This window comes from Robinsoniella sp. (assembly GCF_034124845.1).
This window is the reverse complement of record NZ_JAWYAJ010000432.1, coordinates 1-23,424: the sequence shown is the minus strand read 5'-3', so window position 1 is coordinate 23,424 and position 23,424 is coordinate 1. Positions and strand designations below refer to the sequence as shown.

The window sequence follows — 23,424 nt, the reverse complement described above, 5'->3', positions numbered from 1 at the left end:
CACGTATTCCCGTTTCGATGTGTTCCATCCGGGTGGGGTCTTTTCCTTCTGTATTTTCCACACAGATATCAATATCTCTCCAGGGCTTTAATGCCTCAAGCAGCTGGGATGATGAATACTGAATTTTTTCGCATTGATTTGCGAGGCGCACTACCGTTTCACTTTCCACAGCATCCACATACTGTGGAATATTACCCATGAATATGACTTTTCCACCATGGGCGATGAATTTATCTAACTTATCCACAGTTGAGGCTCGCATTGTGCGGCATCCTGGGACAACTACAACCTCATAGTTCATTTCCCCCATGCAGAACTTTTCCCCGTATTGTGAAGACTCACTTAAAAGCGACTCTGAAATAAAGTCAAAATCCAGCAGCCCATAAAGCAGCCAGTCAATTACCCTGGAAAAATGATATTCTAACTCCTGCCGGATGGCAGCAGTCTGCTTCTGGTTCCCCCAGTACAGCCAGTAAGATTCCACAGGATGTATCACACCGATGCGTACCACAGGCACACCTCTTGTCAACACCGCTGCAAGCCTTGAAAAATGGTTTTCAATATAAGAATATTCCTGATACCACGGCGACTGGTATCCGATGCTGGCCGGGTAATCCCGCTTTCCTTCTCCTTCCATGGAGACCCAGGTCAGATGAGGCACCCGGACCGTTACTCCAAGGGCTGCCTGCCAGTCTCCTGCAAGCTTGTGATTGCGGAAATCAAAATCCCACCCGGTTACGCCGTAGATTTCGCTCATTACTCCTTCCCGCCCAAACTGGTGCGCCACGCTCTGCGCCTGTTTTACAGTGGAAAGCTCCCGTCTGTCGCACAGCATGTCAATTCCGGGAAGCCCGAGTTCTTTCATGGGGCGCATCACTTCTCCGGCAGCCATAGTCTGGGAATGAAGTGTCCATTCGTTCATCATATGCCCGGTCAAAGCAATGCCGTGATCCTGGCACCACCTTCCAACATTATCTCCAAAGGCTTCGGAGAACCGCTGGCACACATGCAGATGATATTGATATCTTATCCTGGAAACCTTTCCCTCTCCCGGCTCCCAGATCAGTTCCGGAAGATGATCCAGAATGGAAGTGCCGAAGCTTTGGTAAAATGTATCTTCAAAATCATCCGTAAACGGCAGAATTACAGGCTTATATGTAAAAGGTGTATCCAGCACTTCCTTGTGGCTGGTCTGAGGCTCATCCGTAAAGATCGCTGGGATCTGTCCTCCAAAGTCTTCTCCCAGCTCACTGTAATAGACTTCATGGGTCAATTGAATAAAACGGTCAATTGCCTTCTTGTCCAGCGTATTTACGTAAGCCTGATTGTTAAACCACGGCGTATCGCCTGAGATCTCCAGACTGGCTGTCCATATGCTGATTCTCTCTTCTTTCGAATCTGCGGCACCCCAATCTGCCGGTTCCGGGACCGCTGTTCCCATCTGCGGGACATGATGGCGGACACTTGATCCACCAGAACAATGCGATCTGTCAGAACAACTCGATCCGTCAGAACGACTCGGTCTATCAGAACAATGCGATCCATCAGAACAACTCGATGCACCATCCATCAGGTTCAATCTTCGGCTGCCTTTTAAATATCCCTCTGCATCCAGTTCAACCTCATATCTGGCAAGTATCCTTTTTCGATTACTCCGAACTGCTTTTGCTGCAGACATGGGCATCTCTTCTGTAAGATCCGACCAGTTTTCCGGCTGGAACACCAGAAATCTGGAACGGTATTCTTCCTGGCTGGTCACCATTCCCCCCGCACTTCCGGAGGGCCACCGGTCTTCATCGTAGAGCCAGCATAGCAGATCCTGTTTTTTTGCCTCCTCTTTGCAGGCTTTTACATCCTCCAAAAATTCTCTGCCCATATACCGGGTGTCCAGCCCTGCACGGCAGTGGATATGGAATCCTCCCATCCCCATCTCTTTAAAGCAAGAAATCTGTTTTAGCAATTGTTCCCGATCCAGCCTGCAATTCCACGCCCAGAACGGTGCTCCCCGGTATTCACTTGGAGGGTTTTGAAACTGTTCTCTGCTAAGCGGCTCTGTTTTTGATTTATAAAGCATCCTTTTTCTTCTCCTTTATCCGGTATTCCAAAGGTGTGAAACCTGTTAGTTTTTTGAAAACCTTAAAAAAGTATTTGGGATTGGAATAGCCGATTTCATCCGAAATCCGGTCAGCACTTAAATCCGTTTCTCTTAGTAACTGTTTTGCCTTTTCCAGCCTGATTTCTCCCAGATATTCATTAAAGCTCTGATCCAGCTTTTCCTTTAACAGGCTGCTGCAATATGCCGGGGTTACGTAAAATTCAGAAGAAATCATCTGAAGGGTCAGTTTCTGGTGATAATTTTTCCTGATATACTCCTGAATAGAATGAAACAACTGATTCTGGTCAGGGCTTTTCATTTGAATGGAGCTTAGTATCAGGGTAATATATCCTGATATTTCTTTTTTCATCTTATCCAGGTCATTACAATAAAGATACCGCTTATAAAAAACGCTCATAATATCATCGGTATCCACTCCCATCCCCACGGCATACTGGTTTACCATAGAGACAATGCACTCACAGGCATTTCCAATCGCTCTGAGGGAATATCTTTTCAAATCCATCCGGTCAAAATATGCTTCCATAATCTCTCTCGCCTGTTTCGGATGGTATTTCATATTCAAAAAAACATCTTTCACATACTCCTGGGTATAAATCTCGTCCCATTCTTCATCCTTTTTATAAAACACCCTTTTCTGATCCTCCAGTCTGATATTACAGACCAGCTTTTCATTTTTTACGTAACTCTTATGAAGCTCTCCAAATCCTTGTTTCCCATTTCCGATACAGATGAAAATTTTTTCTAAGGCTCCTTTCATCATGTGTCCTGCTATATGCCCTGCTTTCACTTCCATCTTGGCAACCAGTTTTTCTTCCCGGCAGCTAAGCAGCAAAAAACCGTTGCTGCTTCCAAAGCCGTTCGGCAGAAATTCATACCTGATATCACTTAAAGAGGTACGGCAGAGCTGTTCTGTATGCTCCGCATTCTTCCGATCCGTTGTATAGACAGACATTAACAGATAATAGTGATCCAGGCCCCATCCTTTCTGCCGCAGTTCTTCCTCCAGAGCCTCGTTCCATGGCTCTAAAATGGCACTTAAAAGAATGTCCTGTATTTTACGCTGATCCAATGACTTGGCTTTTTCCTGTAAAATAAAGAAATTCTTCTGCTTCTCAATCTGTTCAATTGCCTTTTGTAACTGCCTTTCTATTTCTTCTGAAGAAAACGGCTTGAGAACATACCCAATCACTCTTTTTTCAATTGCTTTATTCATGTAATCAAATGCCTTATACCCGCTGATTACGATAATAGGCTTATCCGGAAATTGCTCGCTGATTCGTTCCAGAAATTCTACACCATCCATTTTTTTCATCTTCATATCCGTAATGATAATATCCGGATTTGTTTCCCCGATGACCCGAAGGCCCTCCATCCCATTTGCCGCTTCCCCCACACAAAGAGCTTTCCATGATGTAATTTCATCAATCTTACTGATTAATCCTTTTCGGATTAGAACTTCATCATCCACAATAATATAGCGGTATTCCATTACTGATCCACCTCTTCTCCGAAGCATGCCTGAAATGGCAGACATACCTTTACTTCCACGCCGCTTCCCGCCAGGTTTTCAATTTCCAGTCCATACTCTTCCCCATGCAGCAGTTGAATTCTTTTATAAATATTGGACAGTCCGATGCTGGCATACCTTGCATCCTCTGGCAGGTGTTCCGAATGGTAAATTCTCCTGCGGACCTCCCGTAAGGTTTCCTCCTCCACCCCGGTCCCGTTGTCCTCCACGGTTATGATAATCTTTTCTTCCTGCTGATAAGCACGAACTGTTATAATCCATGGCGGTTCCTCTCCTGCAAGCCCGTGTTCAATCGCGTTCTCAATCACCGGCTGCAGCAGAAATTTCAGTACCCGGCTTTCCAGTATTTCTTCCGGGCATTCTGTTTTAAGCTGAATCGGACTTCCAAACCGGATCTCTTGTATATTCAGATAATCCCGGATATGGGAAATTTCAGTAGCCAGTGTCTCTTCATCTGTTTCGTATTCCATACTGTATCGCAGCATATCTCCCAGAGATTTTGACATGACTGCAATCTGGTTATTCTTTTCAATTTTAGCCAGACAGTTGATATTCTCCAATGTATTAAAGATAAAATGCGCATTGATCTGGGACATCAGATTCCGAAGCCTGGACTTTAAAAATTTAATCTCCGCCACATAGGTGTCCTCAATCAGACAGTTAATTTTCTTCATCATCTTATCAAAATGCCGGTACAGAGATCCTATTTCATCTTTTCTTTCCTGGTAATTGTGGTGAAAAGTCAGATCGGTAATGGGCGTCTCATTCATGCTCCTTGACAATTCCACCAGCGGACGGATAAACATCCGCTCCAGCAAATATCCCAGGATCACCACAAATAAAATAATGACCATTATCAAAAGAATCAGGTACTTCATATTCTGTGTGTACAGCTGCTTTTGGCTGTCAAAGGATACCTCCGAAACGATCTTCCAGTCATTGATATCAAGGGTCCCATAGATATAAGCATCATTGGTATCTTTTCGAAAAACGATGCCTTTGTTATTCTCCGTAATCTGGCGGATTTCTTCTGGCATCAGTCCCGCTTCCGGCGTCAATCCTTCTTCCGACATCACTATCTCTTCCCGCATCAATCCCTCTTCCTGCCTGTCCCGGTCAGCCAAAGACTCCCCGGCTGGCAGCGTGGTTTCTGTCCGCGGCAGTTTCCGGCTGGATTCGTATGCGTTTCGATCCGGTTCGCCGCTGGCTGGTATAATTTCCCCGTCTGCATCCATTAAAAAACTTTCCCCCCAGGGCAGCGTGCTTTCTCCTAACGCGTCAAACATCTGATTTGTGCACACTACCGCCAGTACCCCGGTATGTTTTCCTTTCACATCGGTAAACCGCCTTGCCAGCAAGATGGACTGATTTTTGCTGTGTTTGCTCTGATAAGTTTCGATAATCTGAAATTCACTGCTGCTCTGCAGGCTTCTATACCAGGATGCATTTTGATAATCCTCTTCTAAGTAAAACTCTTTGTTTTTTACAAAGGAATACGTGTAGCCGCTTTCCGTAAACAGGTAAACCCCGCTGGCATAAGTATTATTTCCAATTAGATTACTGCTCACATACTCGAATCTGCGGTAGTTTGTAAGCCGTTCCATTGGGGTCGGCTCGCTGCCTGCCCCCTCCTGTTCACAGATGGACAGCATACAGCTGTCATTGTCGTACTGGCTGAAAATCAGCGAAGTCATAAGGTCATTCAGGTTCACAAAAGTACTGTTAATGCTTGTAACCATTTTTTGTACTTCACTGTCACTTGCCGCTGAGATCTGACTGTTGTAATACTCCATGTTATTTTTCAGAATCACCCCGAACAAGATAAGAATGGGTAAAATGGATATTCCAAGAAGACAAAATAAAAACTTAAATCGGATACTTTTTAATATTTTCATCAAGCTACCTCCAGGGCGTGTTTTATACAAAATATTGTATCTGTCCAAAACCATGAACAGATACACCGCAAGCCCATGAAAATCGCCCTTGGCGATGGGGCTTGCTATCGCATATCCAACGTTTTCACACGGACTGTGCAGTAAATGCACAGTCCTGTACCAAACAATTACAAATATTTTACCCAATTTATGTACAAAATACAATTCAGCCTTTGACAGCTCCTACCGTCAGCCCGCTTACGAAATACCTCTGCAGGAACATATAAATAATCAGGATTGGAATTGCGCTTAAGAAACAGGCGGCAAACAGCATATTCCACTGGGTGGCATTTTCCATATCACCGATAAAATTCAGCATGGTGAGCGGCAGCGTTTTTTTCTCCGGCGCCGATAAAAACAGCATTCCAAAGAAGAAATCGTTCCAGATCGGCACTCCCTGGGTTATGACGAGGGAAGTAAGTGCCGGCTTGGTGAGGGGTGCCACAATCCGCACAAAGGTATACACCGTACCGGCGCCGTCAATCCTGGCTGCTTCCTCCAGAACTCCGGGCACACCGGACTTGATAAAATTTGTATACAAGAAGATTGAAAATGGCAGTGCGGAAGTTACATATAATGCAATGGGTGCAGCGATGGTATTCCCCATATGCAGTGCATTTACGATGCGGTACATGGGAATAATGGACATCTGGGCAGATACGATCATGCCCGCCAGGAAAAAGATCTGAAAAAATCCTCCCAGCACCCCCTTTAACCTTGCTATGGCATATCCAGCCATTGCACAAAAAACCACCAGAATAACAACACTGATTCCCGTTACCAGTATACTGTTGCCAAGTGCCCTGAAATAATTCATTTTTCCAAAGGCTGCCCCGTAACTTTGAAGGCTTATGCTATGGAATAAATTCAGATAAGAGGTACTGTCTTTTACTTCCCGAAAGGAGCCTGACAGCGCAATAATCAGAGGCGATAAGAATATGACGAAAAAGACTGCGATGCCAAGGGTCCATAGAATTTCATTTCTGGTGTTCTTTTTCATTATGCTTCCAGCTCCTTTCGTTTCATAATCCGAAGTACAATCACAGATATCATCAGGATGAATAGAAATGCCACAGCAGCCAATGCTTCTGCCTTTCCAAACTGGCTTTCCACAAATGCCATTTTATAGATGGAATACTTTAAGGTGCTGGAAGAATTTCCCGGACCTCCCCCGGTAAGGGCAAATACATAGTCGAAGGATTTGAATCCCCCAATCAGCCCCAGCATGACATTGATCGTTATGGTATTGGACAGCATGGGGATTTTGACAAAGCGGATTGCCTGCCAGCCTGTACACCCGTCTATTTTTGCCGATTCAATGACTTCTTCTGAGATATTCTGTAACCCCGCCAGATAAATAATGGTCATTGTACCGGAAGTTTTCCAGGTTTCTACAAAGGCGGATGCCAAAAGGGAAGTTCCCTTTTGGCCAAGCAGATTTGGCACCACATCCAGCCCTAGTTTATTAAATATTTCTGAGATCATTCCGTAATAGGGTGCATAGACATAACTCCATAAAAATGCTACCACAATGGTACTAAACAACGCCGGCAGATAAAATACCGTGCGGAAAAATCCTTTTGCCTTTAACTTTTTATTCAGAATCAGTGCCAGCGTGAGCGCCTGGATATTTCCATATGTAACAACAAATACGGCATATATCACTGTATTTTTCATAGAGTTGAACATTGTCCCGTCTTTGAGCAGATACTTAAAATTATTCAGTCCGATAAACTTATACTCACCCATTCCGCTCCAGTTTGTGACACCATAGAAAAAAGACATCAGTACGGGGAGTATCCAGAATGTTACATACATCAGCAATGCCGGAACAATAAACAGCAATAGCACGTTTCTCTTTTTTTTATCAAACATACCGCTTTCCTCTCCGGTACAGCATTGATAATACAATGCTGTACGAATGAATTTAATTCCCGTTCAGCTCGTCAAATTTATCCTGCATCGCCTGGCAGACATCTTCTGCCGTTGCATTTCCCGCTATGACTTCCTGGAATTTTGTGCACATCATATCGCTGACACCTTCAGGCCATGCATTGTTCAGGTTATAGATACTGGGATCATCTTTATATTTCTCCAGATATTCTTTTACCAGCGGCCTGGAATCCCAGGTTCCTTCGTAACAGGAAATGTCGGAACTGGTTTCTACCCATTTTTCGAACAGCGGGGTACCTTCTGTAAACCAATATTCCAGAACCTGATCAACTGCTTCCTGGTTGTCTGAATTTGCACTGGCAAAAACACCGTTGGACGGAGTCAGATTATATACAAACTCCTTCCCTTCATCGTTGGATGGCATGCAGAACATGCCTTTCTCAAATTCCTGGGCACCATTTTTATTCAGCGCATCGTATCCGAAGCTTCCGTCAAATATCATCGCTGCCCTGCCGTCTAAAAATGCCTGTCGGCTCTGTTCCTGGGACAATCCAAGGGAATTTTCGATGATATATCCTTTGTCATATAAGGTTTTGTATTTGTCTATGGTATTTACCCAGCATTCATCTGTAAATTTCGTCTCTCCGGTGAATAACTGGCTGTCAAAGTCCATATTATCTGCATAGATCTGGGAAGCTCCGATCTGGTACACACCAAATTGTACAACGAAAGACTGCTTATCACCCATGGTAATTGGTGTGTAACCCGCTGCCTTTAGTTTTTCACAACATTCCAGGAATTGATTCCAATTTTCCGGCATCTGGCTGATCCCCGCCTTTTCAAATGCCTCTTTGTTATACCATGTGGTTAAAAAGCTGGAGCCTAACGGTATTCCATAATTTTTATCGTCAAATACATAAGAATCCGCGATTTCCTTTTTAAACTTGCCTAACTGGGAAAATCCAGACAAGTCTTTCACGTAACCTGCATCCACAAGATCCTTTGCCTGAAGTCCTGCCCACCAGGTAAAGATATCCGGCCCCTGTCCGCTGGCAAATTTAAGTCTTACCGTCTGTTTATACTGGTCGGTGGGAAGCTGCTCTACCTCTACATTAATATTGGGGTATTTCTCCTTCACCAGCTCCGGAAGCCAGTCCAGGTAAAAATCTTTGTTATCCGTAGTCGGTCTGGTTGTCACCATGAGTGAAAGGGTCACAGGCTCTCCCTCATCCGCCGGTTCCTGAGTCTCCTTACTCTCAGCAGTTTCCCCTGGATTTGTAGCCGTTTCACCGGACTCTGCCATACCTGATTTTGTCTCATCCGCTGCTTCTGAGCTCTTTGCCTGATCTGCCTCTGTACTCTTTGCCGCCCCCGCTGCTTCTGAACTCTTTGCACCTTCGGTAGAACTGCTCCCGCCTCCGCATGCTGTCATTGATAATACCATTGCCGCTGCCATTAAAATACTAACTAACTTTTTCTTCATGTGTTCCCTCCTGAATTTTATTCCATTGCATTGTTCTTCGATTCCTGCAGGTCTCTTTTCATGACCAAATCATACCACGCATGACAGTAACTTTTCCACATCAGTTGGAGTAACTTTTTAACGCAAATTTAATGCCCCTGACCCCTTGTAAAAAATAGTCAATCGCATATAATTAAAATTAACCGGTCCGGTCAATCCCGCCTGGTCAACGGGTCTTCATTGGGAAACAGGTGATTTGGAGGTTTCCGGCATACTTATTTCAAAGGAGGGCTTATATGAATGAAATGTTTTTCCGGCTGCCGGAAGAAAAACAGCAGCGAATTATTAACGCCGGAATAGAAGTATTTTCCAGTCACGAATATAAACGGGCATCTACAGATGAAATAGCAAGAAAAGCCTGCATATCAAAAGGCCTGCTTTTTCATTATTTCCATAATAAGAAGAGTTTTTATCTCTATCTGCTGGATTATACCGTTTCTCTTGTGAAAAATTATATTATGGATATGAAGTATGAAGACATCACCGATTTCTTTGAGGTGCTTTATTATATCGCAGAAAAAAAGGCGGTTATTCTGGCGAAAACACCTCATATCATGGCATTTTTTATCAAATGCTACTATTCACAAAATGAGACTGCCTCTGATGAAGTCCAGAATAAAATGCATTCCCAGATTAATTCTTCTTTTGAAAAATATATGAAAAATGTTGATCTTGGGAAATTTAAAGAAGAGATTGACCCTAAAGAGATTTACAATATGCTGATCTGGATGACCGAAGGCTTTATGTATGAAAAAGAACGGATTCAGGAAACGGTTCTGATACCGGATCTTATGCACCACTACATCACCTGGTCCAATTTATTAAAAAAGGTATCCTATAAGGAGGAGTTCTTATGAAGAACATTATCGAAATCAATAATCTGACAAAGACTTACGGCATGCACCGGGGGATCGAAGACATTACCCTTTCCATCCGGGAGGGAGAAATTTTTGGATTTATCGGACCGAATGGCGCCGGGAAATCCACCACAATCCGCTGCCTGCTTTCCCTGATTTATCCAACCGGAGGCTCTGCATCCATATTTGGTTTGGACTGCATCAAGAATGCCAGTGAGATCGCAAAAGAAATCGGATACCTGCCCAGCGAGGTATTTTACTACGACAATATGAAAGTAAAGGATCTGCTTCTTTACTCTGCTTCATTTTATAAAAAGGACTGCAAATCAAAAATCCAGGAGTTATGTGAAGTACTGGAATTAGATACCAGGCGTAAGATTGAGGACCTGTCCTTTGGTAACCGCAAGAAAGTCGGTATTGTACAGGGATTGTTACATAGCCCGAAATTAATCATTCTGGATGAACCCACCAGTGGTCTGGATCCGTTGATGCAGAAGAAATTCTTTGATCTGATCCGCAAGGAAAACCGCAACGGCGCCACTGTATTCTTTTCCTCCCATATATTGTCAGAGGTTCAGAAAATGTGTGACCGGGTGGGATTTATTAAAGAAGGAAAGCTGATTAAGCTGGACACTATGGCATCTATAAGGGAAGACAGCTATAAAAAAGTGGAACTGGAATCTAAAGTCCCACTTACACCGGAAACCTTTGACATTAAAGGCCTCTCCAATCTGAAGATAGAGAAACTCCATGCATCCTTTATCTACCGGGGAAATGTAAACCGGATGACACATCTGCTAGGCGAACTTTCCCTGCAGGATCTAAGCGTTGAGGAACCGGATCTGGAAGAAATCTTTATGCACTACTATAATTGACCGTGTTTGGAAAGGAGCTTTGTATGAACATATTTATTCAGGAATTTAAGTGGAATTTAAAGCCCACGCTGATCTGGGCACTGTCTTTAAGCTGCGCAGGCATCTTTTTTATCTGTCTGTATCCTTCCTTTACCGGAGATATGGAGGCAGTTAATAAGCTGATGGAACAATATCCCCCAGAAATATTAAAGGCGCTTGGACTGGGACCTGACGGTCTGGGCAGCTTTCAGGGCTTTTACAGTTTTGTGCTGGTGTACGTAATTCTCTGTTCCTCTATTCAGGGATTAATTACCGGAATCCAGGTAATCGGAAAAGAAAGTGCCCGCAAGACCTGTGATTTTCTATTCACCAAACCGGTCAGCAGAATCCGGATACTGGCTAATAAATATCTTGCCGTTGTTCTCTGCATGATTATTTCCGGAATTATATACTTTGGTGTGAGCTTTCTATTCGCAAACCAATATGGCGGAGATTACAACCATAATATTTTTTACCTGCTCTCTTCCTCCGTTATCCTGACCGGACTTTTATTTACCGCACTGGGATTCTGCATCGGCTGCTTCTTAAAAAAGGCAAAAGCTCCTGTATTCGTTGGCATCGGAGTTGGCGCTCTTTGCTTCGGACTCCAGATGTTAGCCAATATGTTTGATGAAAGAGCATTGGATTTTATCTCTCCTATGAGTTATGTAAGTCCCTCCTACATTACCTTAAACCAGGAGTATGACTACCCTTTGCTGATCTGTCTGATTGCAGCTGTTATTTTATTGACACTCCTTGGATTCTGGCGCTACCGGACCAAAGATATCCACAGTGCTTAAACCGGGTTATTGTTTACCAAACGATTGAATTTACTACAGGCTCTTGGAAGGAGACTACCTTATGAATCTATTTCTTCGTGAATGCAAATCAAATATGAAAACTTTTTCCTTCTGGTGCATCGGAATTATATTTCTGATTTTAGCAAGTGCCGGAAAAACAACCTCTATGGTGGGGCATGGTGACGCAGGTGTCACGGAGCTTCTGTCCCAGCTACCCAAAAGCGTCCAGACAATCTTTGGCGTAGGCGTGGTGGACTATTCCACTGCCATCGGAGTTTTTGCAATTGTATTTACTTATATCGCTCTGATTGCCGCATTTCATGCAGCTTCCCTGGGGGTGTCTCTCTTTGGTAAAGAAGAACGGGATAAAACCTTTGAATTCCTCTATGTAAAAGCACGCACCCGCAATCAGATCCTGGGCAGCAAGCTTTTAAGCGGGCTCTGCCAGTTGATTTTACTGAATGCCGTTTCTTTTATCATAACCATTGTAAGCGTAAAGATTATTTTTGATGACAATATTGTTTCCGACTTTCTGCCAATGATGACCGGTCTGTTCTTCATCCAGCTGGTATTCTTTGGATTTGGTCTACTCATGTCCATGCTTTGTATCCGCATGAAGACAGCCGGCAATCTTGCTATGGGAATTGTACTGGTGACATTTTTGATGTCCATCGCTGCCGATTTCAGTGAAAAGATTGAATGGATTGGATATCTTACCCCATTTAAGTATTTTGATGGGAAGGAAATCCTGAGCCAGGGACTTTCCTGGGTGTATGTGCTGATTTGTGCAATCTTTGCACTCCTTTGTATTTTAGCTTCTTTTTATCTTCATAAGAGGCGGGATCTGCACTGTTAAACATGCAGAATCTTATTATAGAGGCATACACCCCTGTACCGTTTATTATCCTGATAATTATTTACATGAAAATAGCTGCCTTGTGGCAGCTATTTTATAATTCCACGCGCCCTTCCAGCGCTCTTAACAAAGTCACCTCATCGATGTATTCCAGATCACCGCCCACCGGCACTCCGCTGGCGATTCTGCTGACCTTTACGCCGGTTGGCTTAATCAGCTTGCTGATATACATTGCCGTTGTCTCACCTTCCAGGCTGGAATTTGTGGCAATAATCACCTCTTTTACATCCTGCTGCAGCCGCTGCATTAGTTCCTTTAGTTTAATGTCATTTGGACCGATCCCCAGCATAGGTGAGATTGCACCATGTAGAACGTGATATACGCCCTCAAATTTACCGGTTTTCTCATATGCAGCCAGATCCCTTGTATTCTCCACAACCATAATAGTGTTCTGGTCTCTTTTGGGATTTCTGCAGATTGGGCAGAGTTCGCTGTCTGTAAGGGTATAGCACTGTTTGCAGTAACGCACATTTTCTTTTGCCTCAATAATAGCATCGGAAAGCCGCTTTACCTCGTCAAGTGGTCTGTTAATAATGTGAAAAGCCAAGCGCTGGGCCGATTTGGCCCCCACACCCGGCAGCTTAGATAATTCCTCGATTAATTTACTAATCTGACTGCTGTAATAATCCATTAGAACGGAAATCCTCCACCCATTCCACCAAGACCGCCTGTCAGTTTCGCCATTGCAGCACCTGCTTCTTCTTCCATTTTACGAAGGGCTTCATTGGTAGCTGCCATAATCAGGTCTTCTAACATTTCAATGTCATCCGGATCAACGACTTCTTCTTTTAAGGAAACCTTTGTGATTTCTTTTTTACCGGAAACAGTTACTTCAACAGCACCGCCCCCTGCACTTGCCGTATATTCTTTTTCTTCTAATGCTTTCTGGTTTTCTTCCATCTGCTTCTGCATTTTCTGAGCCTGCTTCATCAGATTATTCATGTTGCCGGGCATTCCGCCTCCTGGAAATCCTCCACGTTTTGCCATTTTAATAAATCCTCCTATTTCTTATCAGTCTTCAATTACTACATCTGTGTGTATAAATTCTTTGATTGCATCATCAACGCTGATGCTGACAATGTTGCCTTTATTCAGATGGCTGTCTGCTTCCAGCATCATCTTCACTTCTACTTTTTTTCCAATCTTACCGGCGATAATCCGCTCCAGCTCTTCTTTGCGTTCCTCGCTTGCCACATAACGTTCACCCTGGAAATCCTTAAAGCACACAAACAGCCTGTCATCTTCCCCCTGGGCATTGTATTTGGGCTCAGCCATGGATAAGACGATCTTAAATCGTCCCTCGGTCTCGGCAACAATGCTGTTCCAGATCTTCTTGACTTCCTGCAGATCTTGAGGCGCTGCCTTTTCAAGCTTTCTTCCTTGCGCCGGGATCCCGGCATTCACATTCTGCCCAGCATCCGGTGCTGTCCCGGTATTCACGGGTCCTGCCGGAGCTTCCGCGTTAACTGCACTATAAGCAGCGCCTGGAACACCCGCCGCACCATTAGAACCGGGTGGCTGAACCTGCTGTACGGCTATCCCGCTTTCCAGCTTCTTTTCCAGAAGGCGTATCCGCTCCACCAGTGAAATTTCATCCTTTTCCATTTCCGGCTTGCAAAGCTTAATCAGGGCAATCTCCAATAATATTCTCTTGGATGATGCATACTTGATCTGATTGGACAACTCAGAAAAAATGCGGATGAAACGCATCAGGGTATCTTCCCTGATCATCCCCGCCTCTTCCTGAAGTTTTTTCATATTTTCTGTTGATACATCCAGAACATCTTCCATATTATCAGAAGTTTTCAGAAGAAGCAAGTTTCTCATATACCAGGTGAAGTCTACCACAAACTGTGTCAGCTCTCTTCCCTGCATGACCAGCTCCTCCAGCTTCGCCATAGCTCCCGCCACATCATGGCTGAGAACCATACGCAGAATGTCACTGAATACATCGGTATCCACTGCCCCAAGTACTTCCAGTACATTGTCATAGGTCAATTTCTGCCCCAGATAAAAAGCGATGCACTGGTCCAAGAGGCTCAGGGCATCACGCATGGAACCATCTGCCTTTTTCGCAATGTAATTCGCTGCCTTCGCTTCTACCTCCACCTGTTCTTCTTCCATTAATTTATTCAAATGGGAACTGATCGTAGTCAGGGCGATTCTCTTAAAATCATACCTCTGGCATCTGGACAGAATTGTGATCGGTATCTTATGTGCCTCTGTAGTCGCCAGGATAAAGATTACATATGAAGGCGGTTCCTCCAGAGTCTTCAAAAGCGCATTAAACGCACCTATAGACAGCATATGAACCTCATCGATAATGTATACCTTGAACCGCCCCTCGGTTGGGGAGTACGCTACTTCATCACGAATCTCACGAATATTGTCCACACCGTTATTGGAAGCCGCATCGATTTCGATCACGTTCATGGAGCTTCCTGCAGAGATTGCCTTACAGGTGTCACATTCGTTGCAGGGATTGCCATCTACTGGATGCTCACAATTAACTGCCTTAGCCAGAATCTTGGCAATGGTAGTCTTGCCTGTTCCGCGGGTTCCGCAAAACAGGTACGCATGTCCGATTCTGTCTGCCATAATCTGATTTTTAAGTGTAGTTACTATATGATCCTGACCTTTTACATCTGCAAAAGTGTCTGGACGGAATTTACGGTATAAAGCAGTATAACTCATGCTTTACTCTCCAATCTATTAATCTCCGAAACTTATGCCGATCAGTTTTGCTTCCTTGATCAGCTGGTCATCCGGCGATACCATTTTCAACTTGCCTGCTACATCCTCCAGCGGAATCTTCTTAGCTTTTCCATTTACGATTCCCACCATGTATCCATATTCCTTATCCATAATACACTGTGCTGCTTCTGCACCCAGTCTTGTAGACAGAACACGATCATAAGGACATGGGCTTCCGCCTCTCTGTGTATGTCCCGGAACTGTGATCCGAATCTCCATGCCTGTTTCAGCCTGGATCTTCTCTGCAATTTCATAGGAAACGGACGGATGTCTCTTATTCTTTAACTTTTCTTTCAATTCTTTCTTGGACAGTTTTGCATCTTCTTTTGAAATTGCACCTTCTGCCACAGCCAGAATGGTAAATCCCTTTCCATCCCTGGAACGTTTGTCAATAGCTTCAATTACTTTCTTGATATCATATGGAACCTCAGGCAGTAATATTATATCCGCCCCGCCGGCAATTCCCGCATGGAGTGTGAGCCATCCAACCTTATGTCCCATTACTTCTACGATGAAGACACGGTTGTGTGATGCCGCAGTGGTATGAATGCAGTCAATGGCATCTGTAGCAATATTGGCAGCACTCTGGAAGCCAAAAGTCATGTCTGTTCCCCAGATATCATTGTCAATAGTCTTAGGCAGATGTATGATATTCAAACCTTCTTCCCGAAGCAGGTTTGCTGTCTTTTGTGTACCATTTCCACCCAGAATCACCAGGCAGTCCAGACGGAGTTTATAGTAGGTCTGTTTCATCGCCTCTACCTTGTCCAGTCCATTTTCATCCGGGACGCGCATAAGCTTGAATGGCTGTCTGGAAGTTCCTAAAATCGTCCCGCCTTTTGTGAGAATACCGGAAAAATCCTTGCTGGTCAGCATTCTGTAGTCTCCATAAATAAGCCCTTTATATCCATTTGCGAACCCGTATACTTCCAGCTCGTCCGCATTGGTGCTCAGCCCCTTTACGACACCGCGCATTGTTGCATTTAAAGCCTGACAGTCGCCACCGCTTGTTAACATTCCAATTCTAATCATATGACACTACACCTTTCCTGTTATAATCAAAGTGATACCAACCACTTTGTTCCTTATATTTCTCTTCAAACAGGCAGATAAACACGCCTCTTTGTTCATTATATATTATTTTTACTTTTATCACAATAACTTGAATAAAGTTTTTGCATTTTTCAAAAAATGTGATATACTATACAGGTGCACGGAGACGTATCGAAGTGGCCATAACGAGCTTGACTCGAAATCAAGTTGTCGGGCAACCGGCACGTGGGTTCGAATCCCACCGTCTCCGCTATTTTTAATTCACCATTTGCAGTCTTTCTTAGTAAGAGTGGATAAATATGCTAATCCTGTTCTATACCATCCACATTACTTATTCTTCATAAATTCTTATATTAAGCATTTGTAACATCTTTAATCCCACAACCTGAATAACACGGTAACTCATTCTTATTATACCACCCACACTCTTTTTTAGTTTTAGTAACTGATTTAGAACTTTCAGCTTCTACAATAATATATTTAACCGGGCAGCCGGCAGGGCGTTGTGCCATCCGTTCTGAGTCTTGTCAGAAATGGGGTGGTGCCGATGTACGTTACATACAGTGATTTATTCGCTTTTGTAATTATGCTTACATCCGTTATAACCTTAGTTATAACTATCATAAAGAAGCATAAAAAATAACGCCCTCGTCCTGATAAGATAAGGCGTTATTTTTTAGTCCATTATTACCAGAACGGATAGGTCACGACTATCCTCCGGCTGTCTTGTTAAGCATATTATAGTCAATGTTTAGATATTTGTCAAATAAAAGCTGTAAATTAAGTCTCTCTTTTTTTCTCTCTTATTGTATATTATTCAGGTTACATAGCACGCTTGCCGCCCTTCATCCGGGACAAATCTCCCACAAACTGGGACGCACAGCTGCCAGAAAGCAATTTTAAAACACGCTTTAGGACAACTTACTATGCCACACACACTCTTTCTTTTTTAATTTTAGCAAATGATTTCGAACTTTCAGCTTCTACAATAATATATTTAACCGGGCAGCCGGCAGGGCGTTGTGCCATCCGTTCTGAGTCTTGTCAGAAATGGGGTGGTGCCGAAGTACGTTACATACAGTGATTTGTTCACCTTCGTAATCATGCTTACATCTGTTATAACCTTAGTTATAACTATCAAAAAGAAGCATAAAAAATAACGCCCCCACTCTGGAAAGTATGCGTTATTTTTTATAACATATAATTACCAGAACGGATAGGTACCAGCTATCCTCCGGCTGTCTTGTTAAGCATATTATATTCAACGTTTAAAACTTTGTCAAATAAAACTTTAAAGTTATCCAAAAGTCACCCCTGAAAATTTTTATCTCTTCGTTTTGATACTGTGATTTCCCAAAAGACTATGCTATACTCATATTAATCAATATATAGAATACTACCTGGGAGGTATATCTCATTATGCAAAAACTAAAATATGTATTCATCCACATTATCAGCATCGCCATATTCTTTACCCTGTGCATCATAACCCCGTCCCTGGCAGCCTATGTCATTCTGCTTCTGCTGCTGGCAAGAATTGTTATTTTTCTCATACCTTCCACCGGGGATCGAATTCGTTTCCGGACAGAATCAAAAAGGGCGCTGCTGGTAATTGATCTGCAGGAAGGATTATGCGGGCAAAGAGGCTCCTACTCCAACAAAGAACCTTTTTTGAAAGCGGTAAATGACACGATAGTGAAAGCCAGGTCTGATGGAGACATGGTTATATATGTAAGACAGGTATTTTCTTCCCTGGACAATATTTTTGGCTGCCTTGCAATGGGCGGTAGGCTTTCCGGCTGGGATCATGGAAGTGATTTTGTAACGGGATTAGATATCATCAGTGATCATCAGTTTATCAAGCACCAGCAGGATGCGTTTTCCTGCAAAGCCCTTTCCCGCCTTCTTACGGATCATGAAATTAACACCCTGACGATTGTCGGGCTGGATGCATCTGCCTGCGTTTATAAGACCGCAATCAGTGCCCTGAGACGTGGTTATATTGTAAATATAAATTCAAAAGCCCTCCTGTCGAAAAGTAAGAGCATGTTAAATAAAATGCTGGATACTTTCCGCCAGAAAGGCATGTATGTTTACTAAACAGTATTTAAATTAGCTTTATCTGATTCCAGAGCGTGTAGAAATGAATCTTCTAGCAGACTCAAGAGCGTGTTTGAAAACTTTCTGACACGCTCTTGTTGTTCTTATTTATAGGAATCTTCTAAAATTTTCAAAACATCTTCATCACTCAGCTGAACCGGATCACCTGCATAGAGTCCACCCATGGTGGCTCTTGCATTATCTGCATATTTTTTCAGTTCTTCTTTTTTCATGCCATGGCTGCTCATTTTAATATCATCAACTCCGCAGACCTTTTGCAGCTCTGTCAGGGCATCCACAAAATCCATTGCAGTTTTTGCATCTGTTTTTCCAAGGGCTTTCGCCATCTGAACCATTCGTTCTTCACACTGATTTGTTTTTGCAAAATGTGTATAATATGCTTTACTGATTGCGATTAAAGCTTCGCCGTGTACAAAGTCCGGATGATATGCGCTGATAGCATGGGCAATACTGTGTTCTGACGTACAGGAAGAGGTGGATTCTACCATTCCTGCAAGAGTATTGGCAAGTGCCACATCTGCTCTGGCGTCCATGTTATCGCCTTCTGCCACTGCCTTATGAAGGCTTTTTCCAATCAGTTCTATTGCTTTTAGTGCAAACATATCACTCATTACATAGGAAATATTATTTAAATATCCTTCCGTACTGTGGAACAATGCGTCAAATCCCTGATATGCGGTGAGGCGTGATGGAACCGTCGTCATCAGTTCCGGGTCTACAATCGCTAACATGGGAAATGTCTTATCATATCCGAAACCAATTTTTTCGTTTGTCTCTGTCTTGGTAGTTACCGTCCATGGGTCTGCTTCTGTTCCAGTTCCGGCAGTTGTGGTAATCGCAATAATCGGTAGCGGATTATTTGGTACCGGCAATCCTTTTCCACTGCCGCCCGATACATAATCCCAGTAATCCCCATCATTTGCAGCCATTACAGCTATCGCCTTTGCCGCATCAATGCTGCTGCCGCCGCCAAGACCCACTACAAAATCAATTCCGTTCTCTTTGCAGAAAGCAGCGCCTTCCATAACATGGTCTTTTATCGGGTTTGGCAGAATCTTGTCAAACAGCAGATGAGATACCCCTGCTTTTTCCAATTGCTTCTGTACTTTTTCAAGATAACCGTATTTCTTTACGGAGGTTCCTCCTGTTGTAACAATCAGCGCCTTCTTTCCCGGCAATTCCTGCCTGTGCAGATCATTCAATGATCCTTTGCCAAATAAGATTCTGGTTGGAATGTAATAATTAAAATTCATGTTATATCCCCTTTCTATTATCTGTACATCCGTACAGCAGAATTGGTCATCTGTGACATCCTCATCTGTCTGTACCGGAGACTGTTTATCGATAAAGAAAGTATAAGTCTTAAAGCTAACTTGAAGTCAAGCTTTTTTTTCTTCCCTACACTTTTGCCCGTACCTCATCCAGCGTCTTGGAAATTCCATGGTGGATTGGCTTCCACTCCACCTTTTTAAACAACGCTGCGATGGATATGGGTATATAAGTAATCATAAACAGTGGAAAGGTAAATACATAAACAATTTTCTTATAGGCAGGAGCATGAATCCTTCTCCATTCTGTGACTGCCGTCAGCGCACCCATCGCCAGCATCATCAGATACCCATGTACCAAAAACTCCCCAATGGACTGCAGCAGCACCAATATGTCTGCATCTTTGTACACCAGGCTGACAATGAAACCGGCTGTATTTAATATACAGCTGAGAACAGTTAGAATGATTGCCGGCATAATTGACATCACCATATCATAGCAGGCATAGCTTCCTTTTTCAAAGATATTCCGGATCAGTTTACCGCCGTAGTTGGCAAATACCTGCATGTTTCCCTTTGCCCAGCGCAGCCTCTGGTTCCATGACTGGCGGAATGACACCGGCTGTTCATCATACAGAACTGCATCCGGGCAATAGGCTATGCGCTCTCCCTGTAAAATGCTGTCCACTGTAAATTCAATATCTTCTGTCAGCAGGAAATGATTCCATCCCTGATTTTTTTTCACAATGTCACTGTGAATTAAAAATCCGGTGCCGGAAACAGCACAACTGCTTCTTAATGACATTCGTGCCTGGTTTAAGTACCTGGATTCTCTTAAAAACCACAGGGAATATCCGGCAGATATCCAGTTATCCCCAAAGTTTTTGGAATTACGATAACTGGTGATAATGCGGTGCCCGTCAGAAAATGTACGGTTCATGTTTTCTATGTAACATTCGTCCAGCAGATTATCTGCATCAAATATAAAATAGCCATCGTATTTCTGATCCAGACCGGCAGCTTTGATATTCTGGAACAGGAAGCGCAGCGCATATCCTTTCCCCACCTGGGACGTATTAAAACGCTCCCAGACACATGCATGATTTGCCCGGGCTATCTCAGCCGTCCTGTCCGTGCAGTTATCCGCAACAACATATATATCTACGTATTTGGACGGATAGCTCTGGTTACGTATACTCTTTATCAGCTGTGCGATTACAGCCTCCTCATTTCTGGCTGATATCAGCACTGCATACCTATGGTAATTCACTTTTCCGGATGTCCCGGGTTTTTTGAGCAGTGCCGCCGCCACATAGAACAGCTGGTAAGAATAACAGCAGATAAATACCATGGCAATCAGATAATTTACATATTTAATCATTTCCATAACTTTCTCCTCCTTCTTTTGCGGCACCACGCACCGTTATCCCACGATATACAAGTAATCCGGCAATGCTGATCACAATTGTGACAGCAAATACAAGAATGGCAAACTGGTAATTCTGAACGCCCAGTGCATCACCTCCAACCGTAGAAGTTATAATGGAGGGAATTCTGGCTATTCCTGTAATTAAAATCCAGGTGGAAAGTCTCATTGTAGTAAGCCCGATCACATAGGTCATCAGATCTTTTGGCGTCCCCGGAATCAGAAACAGCAGGAACGTCAGTGTATTCAGCTTCTTCTTATTCTGCATAATTTTAAGTGACTGGATCTTCTCCCTGGGATAAAACACCTCTACCGCTTTTACCCCAAAATACCTGACGAAAAAGAATACCACAATACTTCCAAGCAGGGCTCCGATCAGGCAGAGGGCTGTCCCTTCAAATATTCCAAAAGCATAGCCCGCTCCTATTTCCAGCGGCTCTCCTGGTATGATTGCGATAATAATCTGCAATGCCATCATACCGCTAAATGCAACTCGCCCCCATATTCCATGACCGTCCACCCATGCCCGGAACTTTTCCGGCTGTGAGACAAATTCCAGCATTGGCCTCCCCACAAACCAGAAAACGGCAGCACTCATGATTATGAAAATAGCAACGCAAGCGATACTAATTAATTTTTTCCGCTTTAATGTCATAAAAAACTCTCCTTATCCGCCCTGGAAGTTTTCCTTCCGCAACTTTTAAGAAGAGTATAAAATACAATATTCAACAAATTATCAACTGCAACCTATAATTTTCTATAGAATTTCTTACATAATTCTTAACGCTGACTACAACATCATTTTAAAGTTCGCCTGAACAAGGCCTCCTCCGTTATGTCCATTGGCGCAAAATATAGAGCCTCCATGTTTTTCACTAAGAATCTTGCAGATATTCAGTCCCAGTCCAAAATGAGAATCGTAAACATTTTCCTTTTCTTTGTAAAAAGGCCTCACAGCCTGCTCCAGGGCTTGTTTGGTAAATCCTTTTCCATCATCGCCCACTGCTACGGAAAAGTACTCCCCATAGGCAAACAACTGCACATCCAATTCTTTTTTTCCATAGCGTACACCATTAGAAATTAGATTTTCAAAAACCTGCAGTACCAATTCCCGGTCCACTGAGATTTTTGAACACTTAAAATGAGTTGTAAATTTCAACGCCATCCCTTTTTCCCTGCAGAGTATATCGGCGCAGTCCCTGATCTGCTCTGCAAATTCCTCACAATCAATGACGCTGGTCTTGATATCCACATCCTCCAGCTTTTGCAGTGCATGCATACTGGAAACATAATTTTCCAGCCTTGTTACATGAGCGGACATGGTCTGAACGGTTCCAATGAGTTTTTCCTTGGATACTTTATCATCCGGCAGATATTTGGAAAGCATGTCCACATACCCCCGCAGTACTGTCAGCGGTGTTCGCAAATCATGGGAAAATGCGGCGTTTAAGCGTTTCCGCTCTTCCATTGCCCGCCACATCTCGCGGTTATTCTGATCCAGAGAAGACCTCATCTGCTCAAAGTTTCGGCACAGCCTTCCCATTTCATTGCTGCTGTTATAATAAATGTGAAAATCCAGATCCTGATGTCCGATTTTATTTGCCGCCTCCTCCAGAAGCATAATCGGTACCTTTAGCTTATTGCGGTAAAACAACAGTCCTGCCATAATGACAATAACCAAAAAGCTGAGGATTAAGGAAACACCTCCTCCTATATTACAGATGCGTACCATTCTGGCTTCTGAGGGGGTAAACTCATAATAGCTTCCGTCCGTGGTATGCACCCCGTAGCTGGTAGAGTACTCCAGCTGCTGATTCTGGGGTATTTTCCGATAGATGATATTTCTTTCCGTATTAGAGAATACAGCCTGTATGGATAGACTGCAAAACAATGCAATCAGGGTAAATACTACCATATAAAGCATAAAGGATTGCTTCAGAGACAAGTCACGAAGAGATAAGCCTTTTTTCTTTACCTGCTCCATTTATAGCCAACCCCCCAGACCGTTTCAATGTAGGGTTTACATCCAATGGCAGCCATTTTAGAACGGATACGCCTTACATGTTCTGCCACCACACTGCTGTCTCCCTGCCCGTCAAATCCCCATATCTTCTCATAAATACGCTCTTTGTCAAATATCTGGCCTGAATTCTGGGATAAAAACTCGATGATCTCAAATTCCTTTTTTACAAATCCAATTGCTTCTCCTTTATAATAGGCACTCTTTTCCGTATAATCAATGGTAAAATCCTGATCGAATTTTACTTTTGAGGAACATCCGTGGCGCTGTTCCCTGCGCAGGTGCGCCTCTACTCTGGCTCCATGTTCATCAATACTAAA

General features: G+C 43.4%; 20 protein-coding genes, 1 tRNA gene and 1 pseudogene. 6 read left to right on the top strand and 16 right to left on the bottom strand.

All coding sequences use genetic code 11. From position 1 onward, the window contains the following. From ACH2DQ_RS21360 to ACH2DQ_RS21335, 6 genes and pseudogenes are all read right to left on the bottom strand, one after another. Positions 1–2,074 (bottom strand): annotated as a pseudogene (locus ACH2DQ_RS21360) (hypothetical protein); the annotation flags it as partial. Beyond that, a complete protein-coding gene (locus ACH2DQ_RS21355) occupies positions 2,064–3,608 on the bottom strand; it encodes a response regulator (RefSeq protein WP_395028255.1) in 1,545 nt (514 codons plus the stop codon). The pseudogene ACH2DQ_RS21360 and the gene ACH2DQ_RS21355, both read right to left, overlap by 11 nt. Then, positions 3,608–5,542 carry a sensor histidine kinase gene (locus ACH2DQ_RS21350; protein WP_395028253.1) on the bottom strand — a complete coding sequence of 645 codons (1,935 nt, stop codon included), beginning with the start codon at positions 5,540–5,542 and terminating at the stop codon, positions 3,608–3,610. Before ACH2DQ_RS21350 ends, ACH2DQ_RS21355 begins: the two co-directional genes overlap by 1 nt. 205 nt (positions 5,543–5,747) lie before the next feature. Beyond that, complete coding sequence (locus ACH2DQ_RS21345) at positions 5,748–6,581, bottom strand: carbohydrate ABC transporter permease (RefSeq protein WP_394915224.1); 834 nt, start codon at positions 6,579–6,581, stop codon at positions 5,748–5,750. Beyond that, positions 6,581–7,456, bottom strand: a complete 876-nt coding sequence (locus tag ACH2DQ_RS21340) for a carbohydrate ABC transporter permease (protein WP_395028250.1) — start codon at positions 7,454–7,456, stop codon at positions 6,581–6,583. Before ACH2DQ_RS21340 ends, ACH2DQ_RS21345 begins: the two co-directional genes overlap by 1 nt. A gap of 52 nt (positions 7,457–7,508) precedes the next feature. Continuing rightward, positions 7,509–8,957 carry an extracellular solute-binding protein gene (locus tag ACH2DQ_RS21335; protein ID WP_395028248.1) on the bottom strand — a complete coding sequence of 483 codons (1,449 nt, stop codon included), beginning with the start codon at positions 8,955–8,957 and terminating at the stop codon, positions 7,509–7,511. Between the two features lie 275 nt (positions 8,958–9,232). Between ACH2DQ_RS21335 and ACH2DQ_RS21330 the strand changes: the two genes are divergently transcribed. The 4 genes from ACH2DQ_RS21330 (at position 9,233) to ACH2DQ_RS21315 (ending at position 12,402) form a co-directional block, all read left to right on the top strand. Next, positions 9,233–9,853: a TetR/AcrR family transcriptional regulator gene (locus ACH2DQ_RS21330; protein WP_394915221.1), complete on the top strand. Its 621-nt coding sequence runs from the start codon at positions 9,233–9,235 to the stop codon at positions 9,851–9,853. Continuing rightward, on the top strand, positions 9,850–10,728 hold the full coding sequence (locus ACH2DQ_RS21325) for an ABC transporter ATP-binding protein (protein WP_394915220.1): 879 nt from the start codon (positions 9,850–9,852) through the stop codon (positions 10,726–10,728). The genes ACH2DQ_RS21330 and ACH2DQ_RS21325 overlap by 4 nt, the downstream gene beginning before the upstream one ends. A 23-nt stretch (positions 10,729–10,751) precedes the next feature. Further along, a complete protein-coding gene (locus tag ACH2DQ_RS21320) occupies positions 10,752–11,546 on the top strand; it encodes an ABC transporter permease subunit (RefSeq protein ID WP_394915219.1) in 795 nt (264 codons plus the stop codon). Positions 11,547–11,607: 61 nt separating this feature from the next. Next, complete coding sequence (locus tag ACH2DQ_RS21315) at positions 11,608–12,402, top strand: ABC transporter permease subunit (RefSeq protein ID WP_394915218.1); 795 nt, start codon at positions 11,608–11,610, stop codon at positions 12,400–12,402. A 94-nt stretch (positions 12,403–12,496) separates the two neighbouring features. Here ACH2DQ_RS21315 and recR read toward each other — a convergent pair whose 3' ends face one another. Genes recR through ACH2DQ_RS21295 form a run of 4 tightly spaced genes read right to left on the bottom strand, consistent with a single transcriptional unit; the run spans position 12,497 to position 16,248 of the window. After that, a complete protein-coding gene (gene recR, locus ACH2DQ_RS21310; protein ID WP_394915217.1) occupies positions 12,497–13,093 on the bottom strand; it encodes a recombination mediator RecR in 597 nt (198 codons plus the stop codon). Further along, positions 13,093–13,449, bottom strand: coding sequence for a YbaB/EbfC family nucleoid-associated protein (locus ACH2DQ_RS21305; protein ID WP_027295789.1), 357 nt, complete (start codon positions 13,447–13,449; stop codon positions 13,093–13,095). The genes recR and ACH2DQ_RS21305 overlap by 1 nt, the downstream gene beginning before the upstream one ends. A 24-nt stretch (positions 13,450–13,473) precedes the next feature. Continuing rightward, the gene (gene dnaX / locus ACH2DQ_RS21300; protein WP_394915216.1) at positions 13,474–15,156 is read right to left on the bottom strand and encodes a DNA polymerase III subunit gamma/tau; all 1,683 of its coding nucleotides are present in this window, start codon (positions 15,154–15,156) and stop codon (positions 13,474–13,476) included. Between the two features lie 18 nt (positions 15,157–15,174). Continuing rightward, a complete protein-coding gene (locus tag ACH2DQ_RS21295; protein ID WP_394915215.1) occupies positions 15,175–16,248 on the bottom strand; it encodes a 6-phosphofructokinase in 1,074 nt (357 codons plus the stop codon). A gap of 183 nt (positions 16,249–16,431) precedes the next feature. Here ACH2DQ_RS21295 and ACH2DQ_RS21290 point away from each other — a divergent pair. After that, positions 16,432–16,519 (top strand) — tRNA-Ser (locus ACH2DQ_RS21290). Between the two features lie 567 nt (positions 16,520–17,086). Here the strand turns inward: ACH2DQ_RS21290 and ACH2DQ_RS21285 are convergent. Further along, complete coding sequence (locus tag ACH2DQ_RS21285) at positions 17,087–17,206, bottom strand: DUF6783 domain-containing protein (RefSeq protein ID WP_395028243.1); 120 nt, start codon at positions 17,204–17,206, stop codon at positions 17,087–17,089. A 482-nt stretch (positions 17,207–17,688) separates the two neighbouring features. Here ACH2DQ_RS21285 and ACH2DQ_RS21280 point away from each other — a divergent pair, with 482 nt between their 5' ends. Beyond that, on the top strand, positions 17,689–18,369 hold the full coding sequence (locus ACH2DQ_RS21280; protein WP_394915213.1) for a cysteine hydrolase family protein: 681 nt from the start codon (positions 17,689–17,691) through the stop codon (positions 18,367–18,369). A gap of 104 nt (positions 18,370–18,473) precedes the next feature. Here ACH2DQ_RS21280 and ACH2DQ_RS21275 read toward each other — a convergent pair whose 3' ends face one another. The 5 genes from ACH2DQ_RS21275 to ACH2DQ_RS21255 form a co-directional block, all read right to left on the bottom strand. Then, entirely contained in the window at positions 18,474–19,643 is a 1,170-nt protein-coding gene (locus ACH2DQ_RS21275) for an iron-containing alcohol dehydrogenase (protein WP_394915212.1), read from the bottom strand. Between the two features lie 145 nt (positions 19,644–19,788). Then, positions 19,789–21,045 (bottom strand): glycosyltransferase family 2 protein, encoded by a 1,257-nt coding sequence (locus ACH2DQ_RS21270; RefSeq protein ID WP_395028240.1) that lies wholly within the window; start codon positions 21,043–21,045, stop codon positions 19,789–19,791. Then, complete coding sequence (locus ACH2DQ_RS21265; protein ID WP_394915210.1) at positions 21,032–21,739, bottom strand: TVP38/TMEM64 family protein; 708 nt, start codon at positions 21,737–21,739, stop codon at positions 21,032–21,034. Before ACH2DQ_RS21265 ends, ACH2DQ_RS21270 begins: the two co-directional genes overlap by 14 nt. 135 nt (positions 21,740–21,874) lie before the next feature. After that, positions 21,875–23,068, bottom strand: coding sequence for an ATP-binding protein (locus tag ACH2DQ_RS21260; protein ID WP_394915209.1), 1,194 nt, complete (start codon positions 23,066–23,068; stop codon positions 21,875–21,877). Then, positions 23,056–23,424: winged helix-turn-helix domain-containing protein (locus tag ACH2DQ_RS21255; RefSeq protein ID WP_395028238.1), on the bottom strand; the 369-nt coding region annotated here is incomplete at its 5' end. The genes ACH2DQ_RS21260 and ACH2DQ_RS21255, both read right to left, overlap by 13 nt.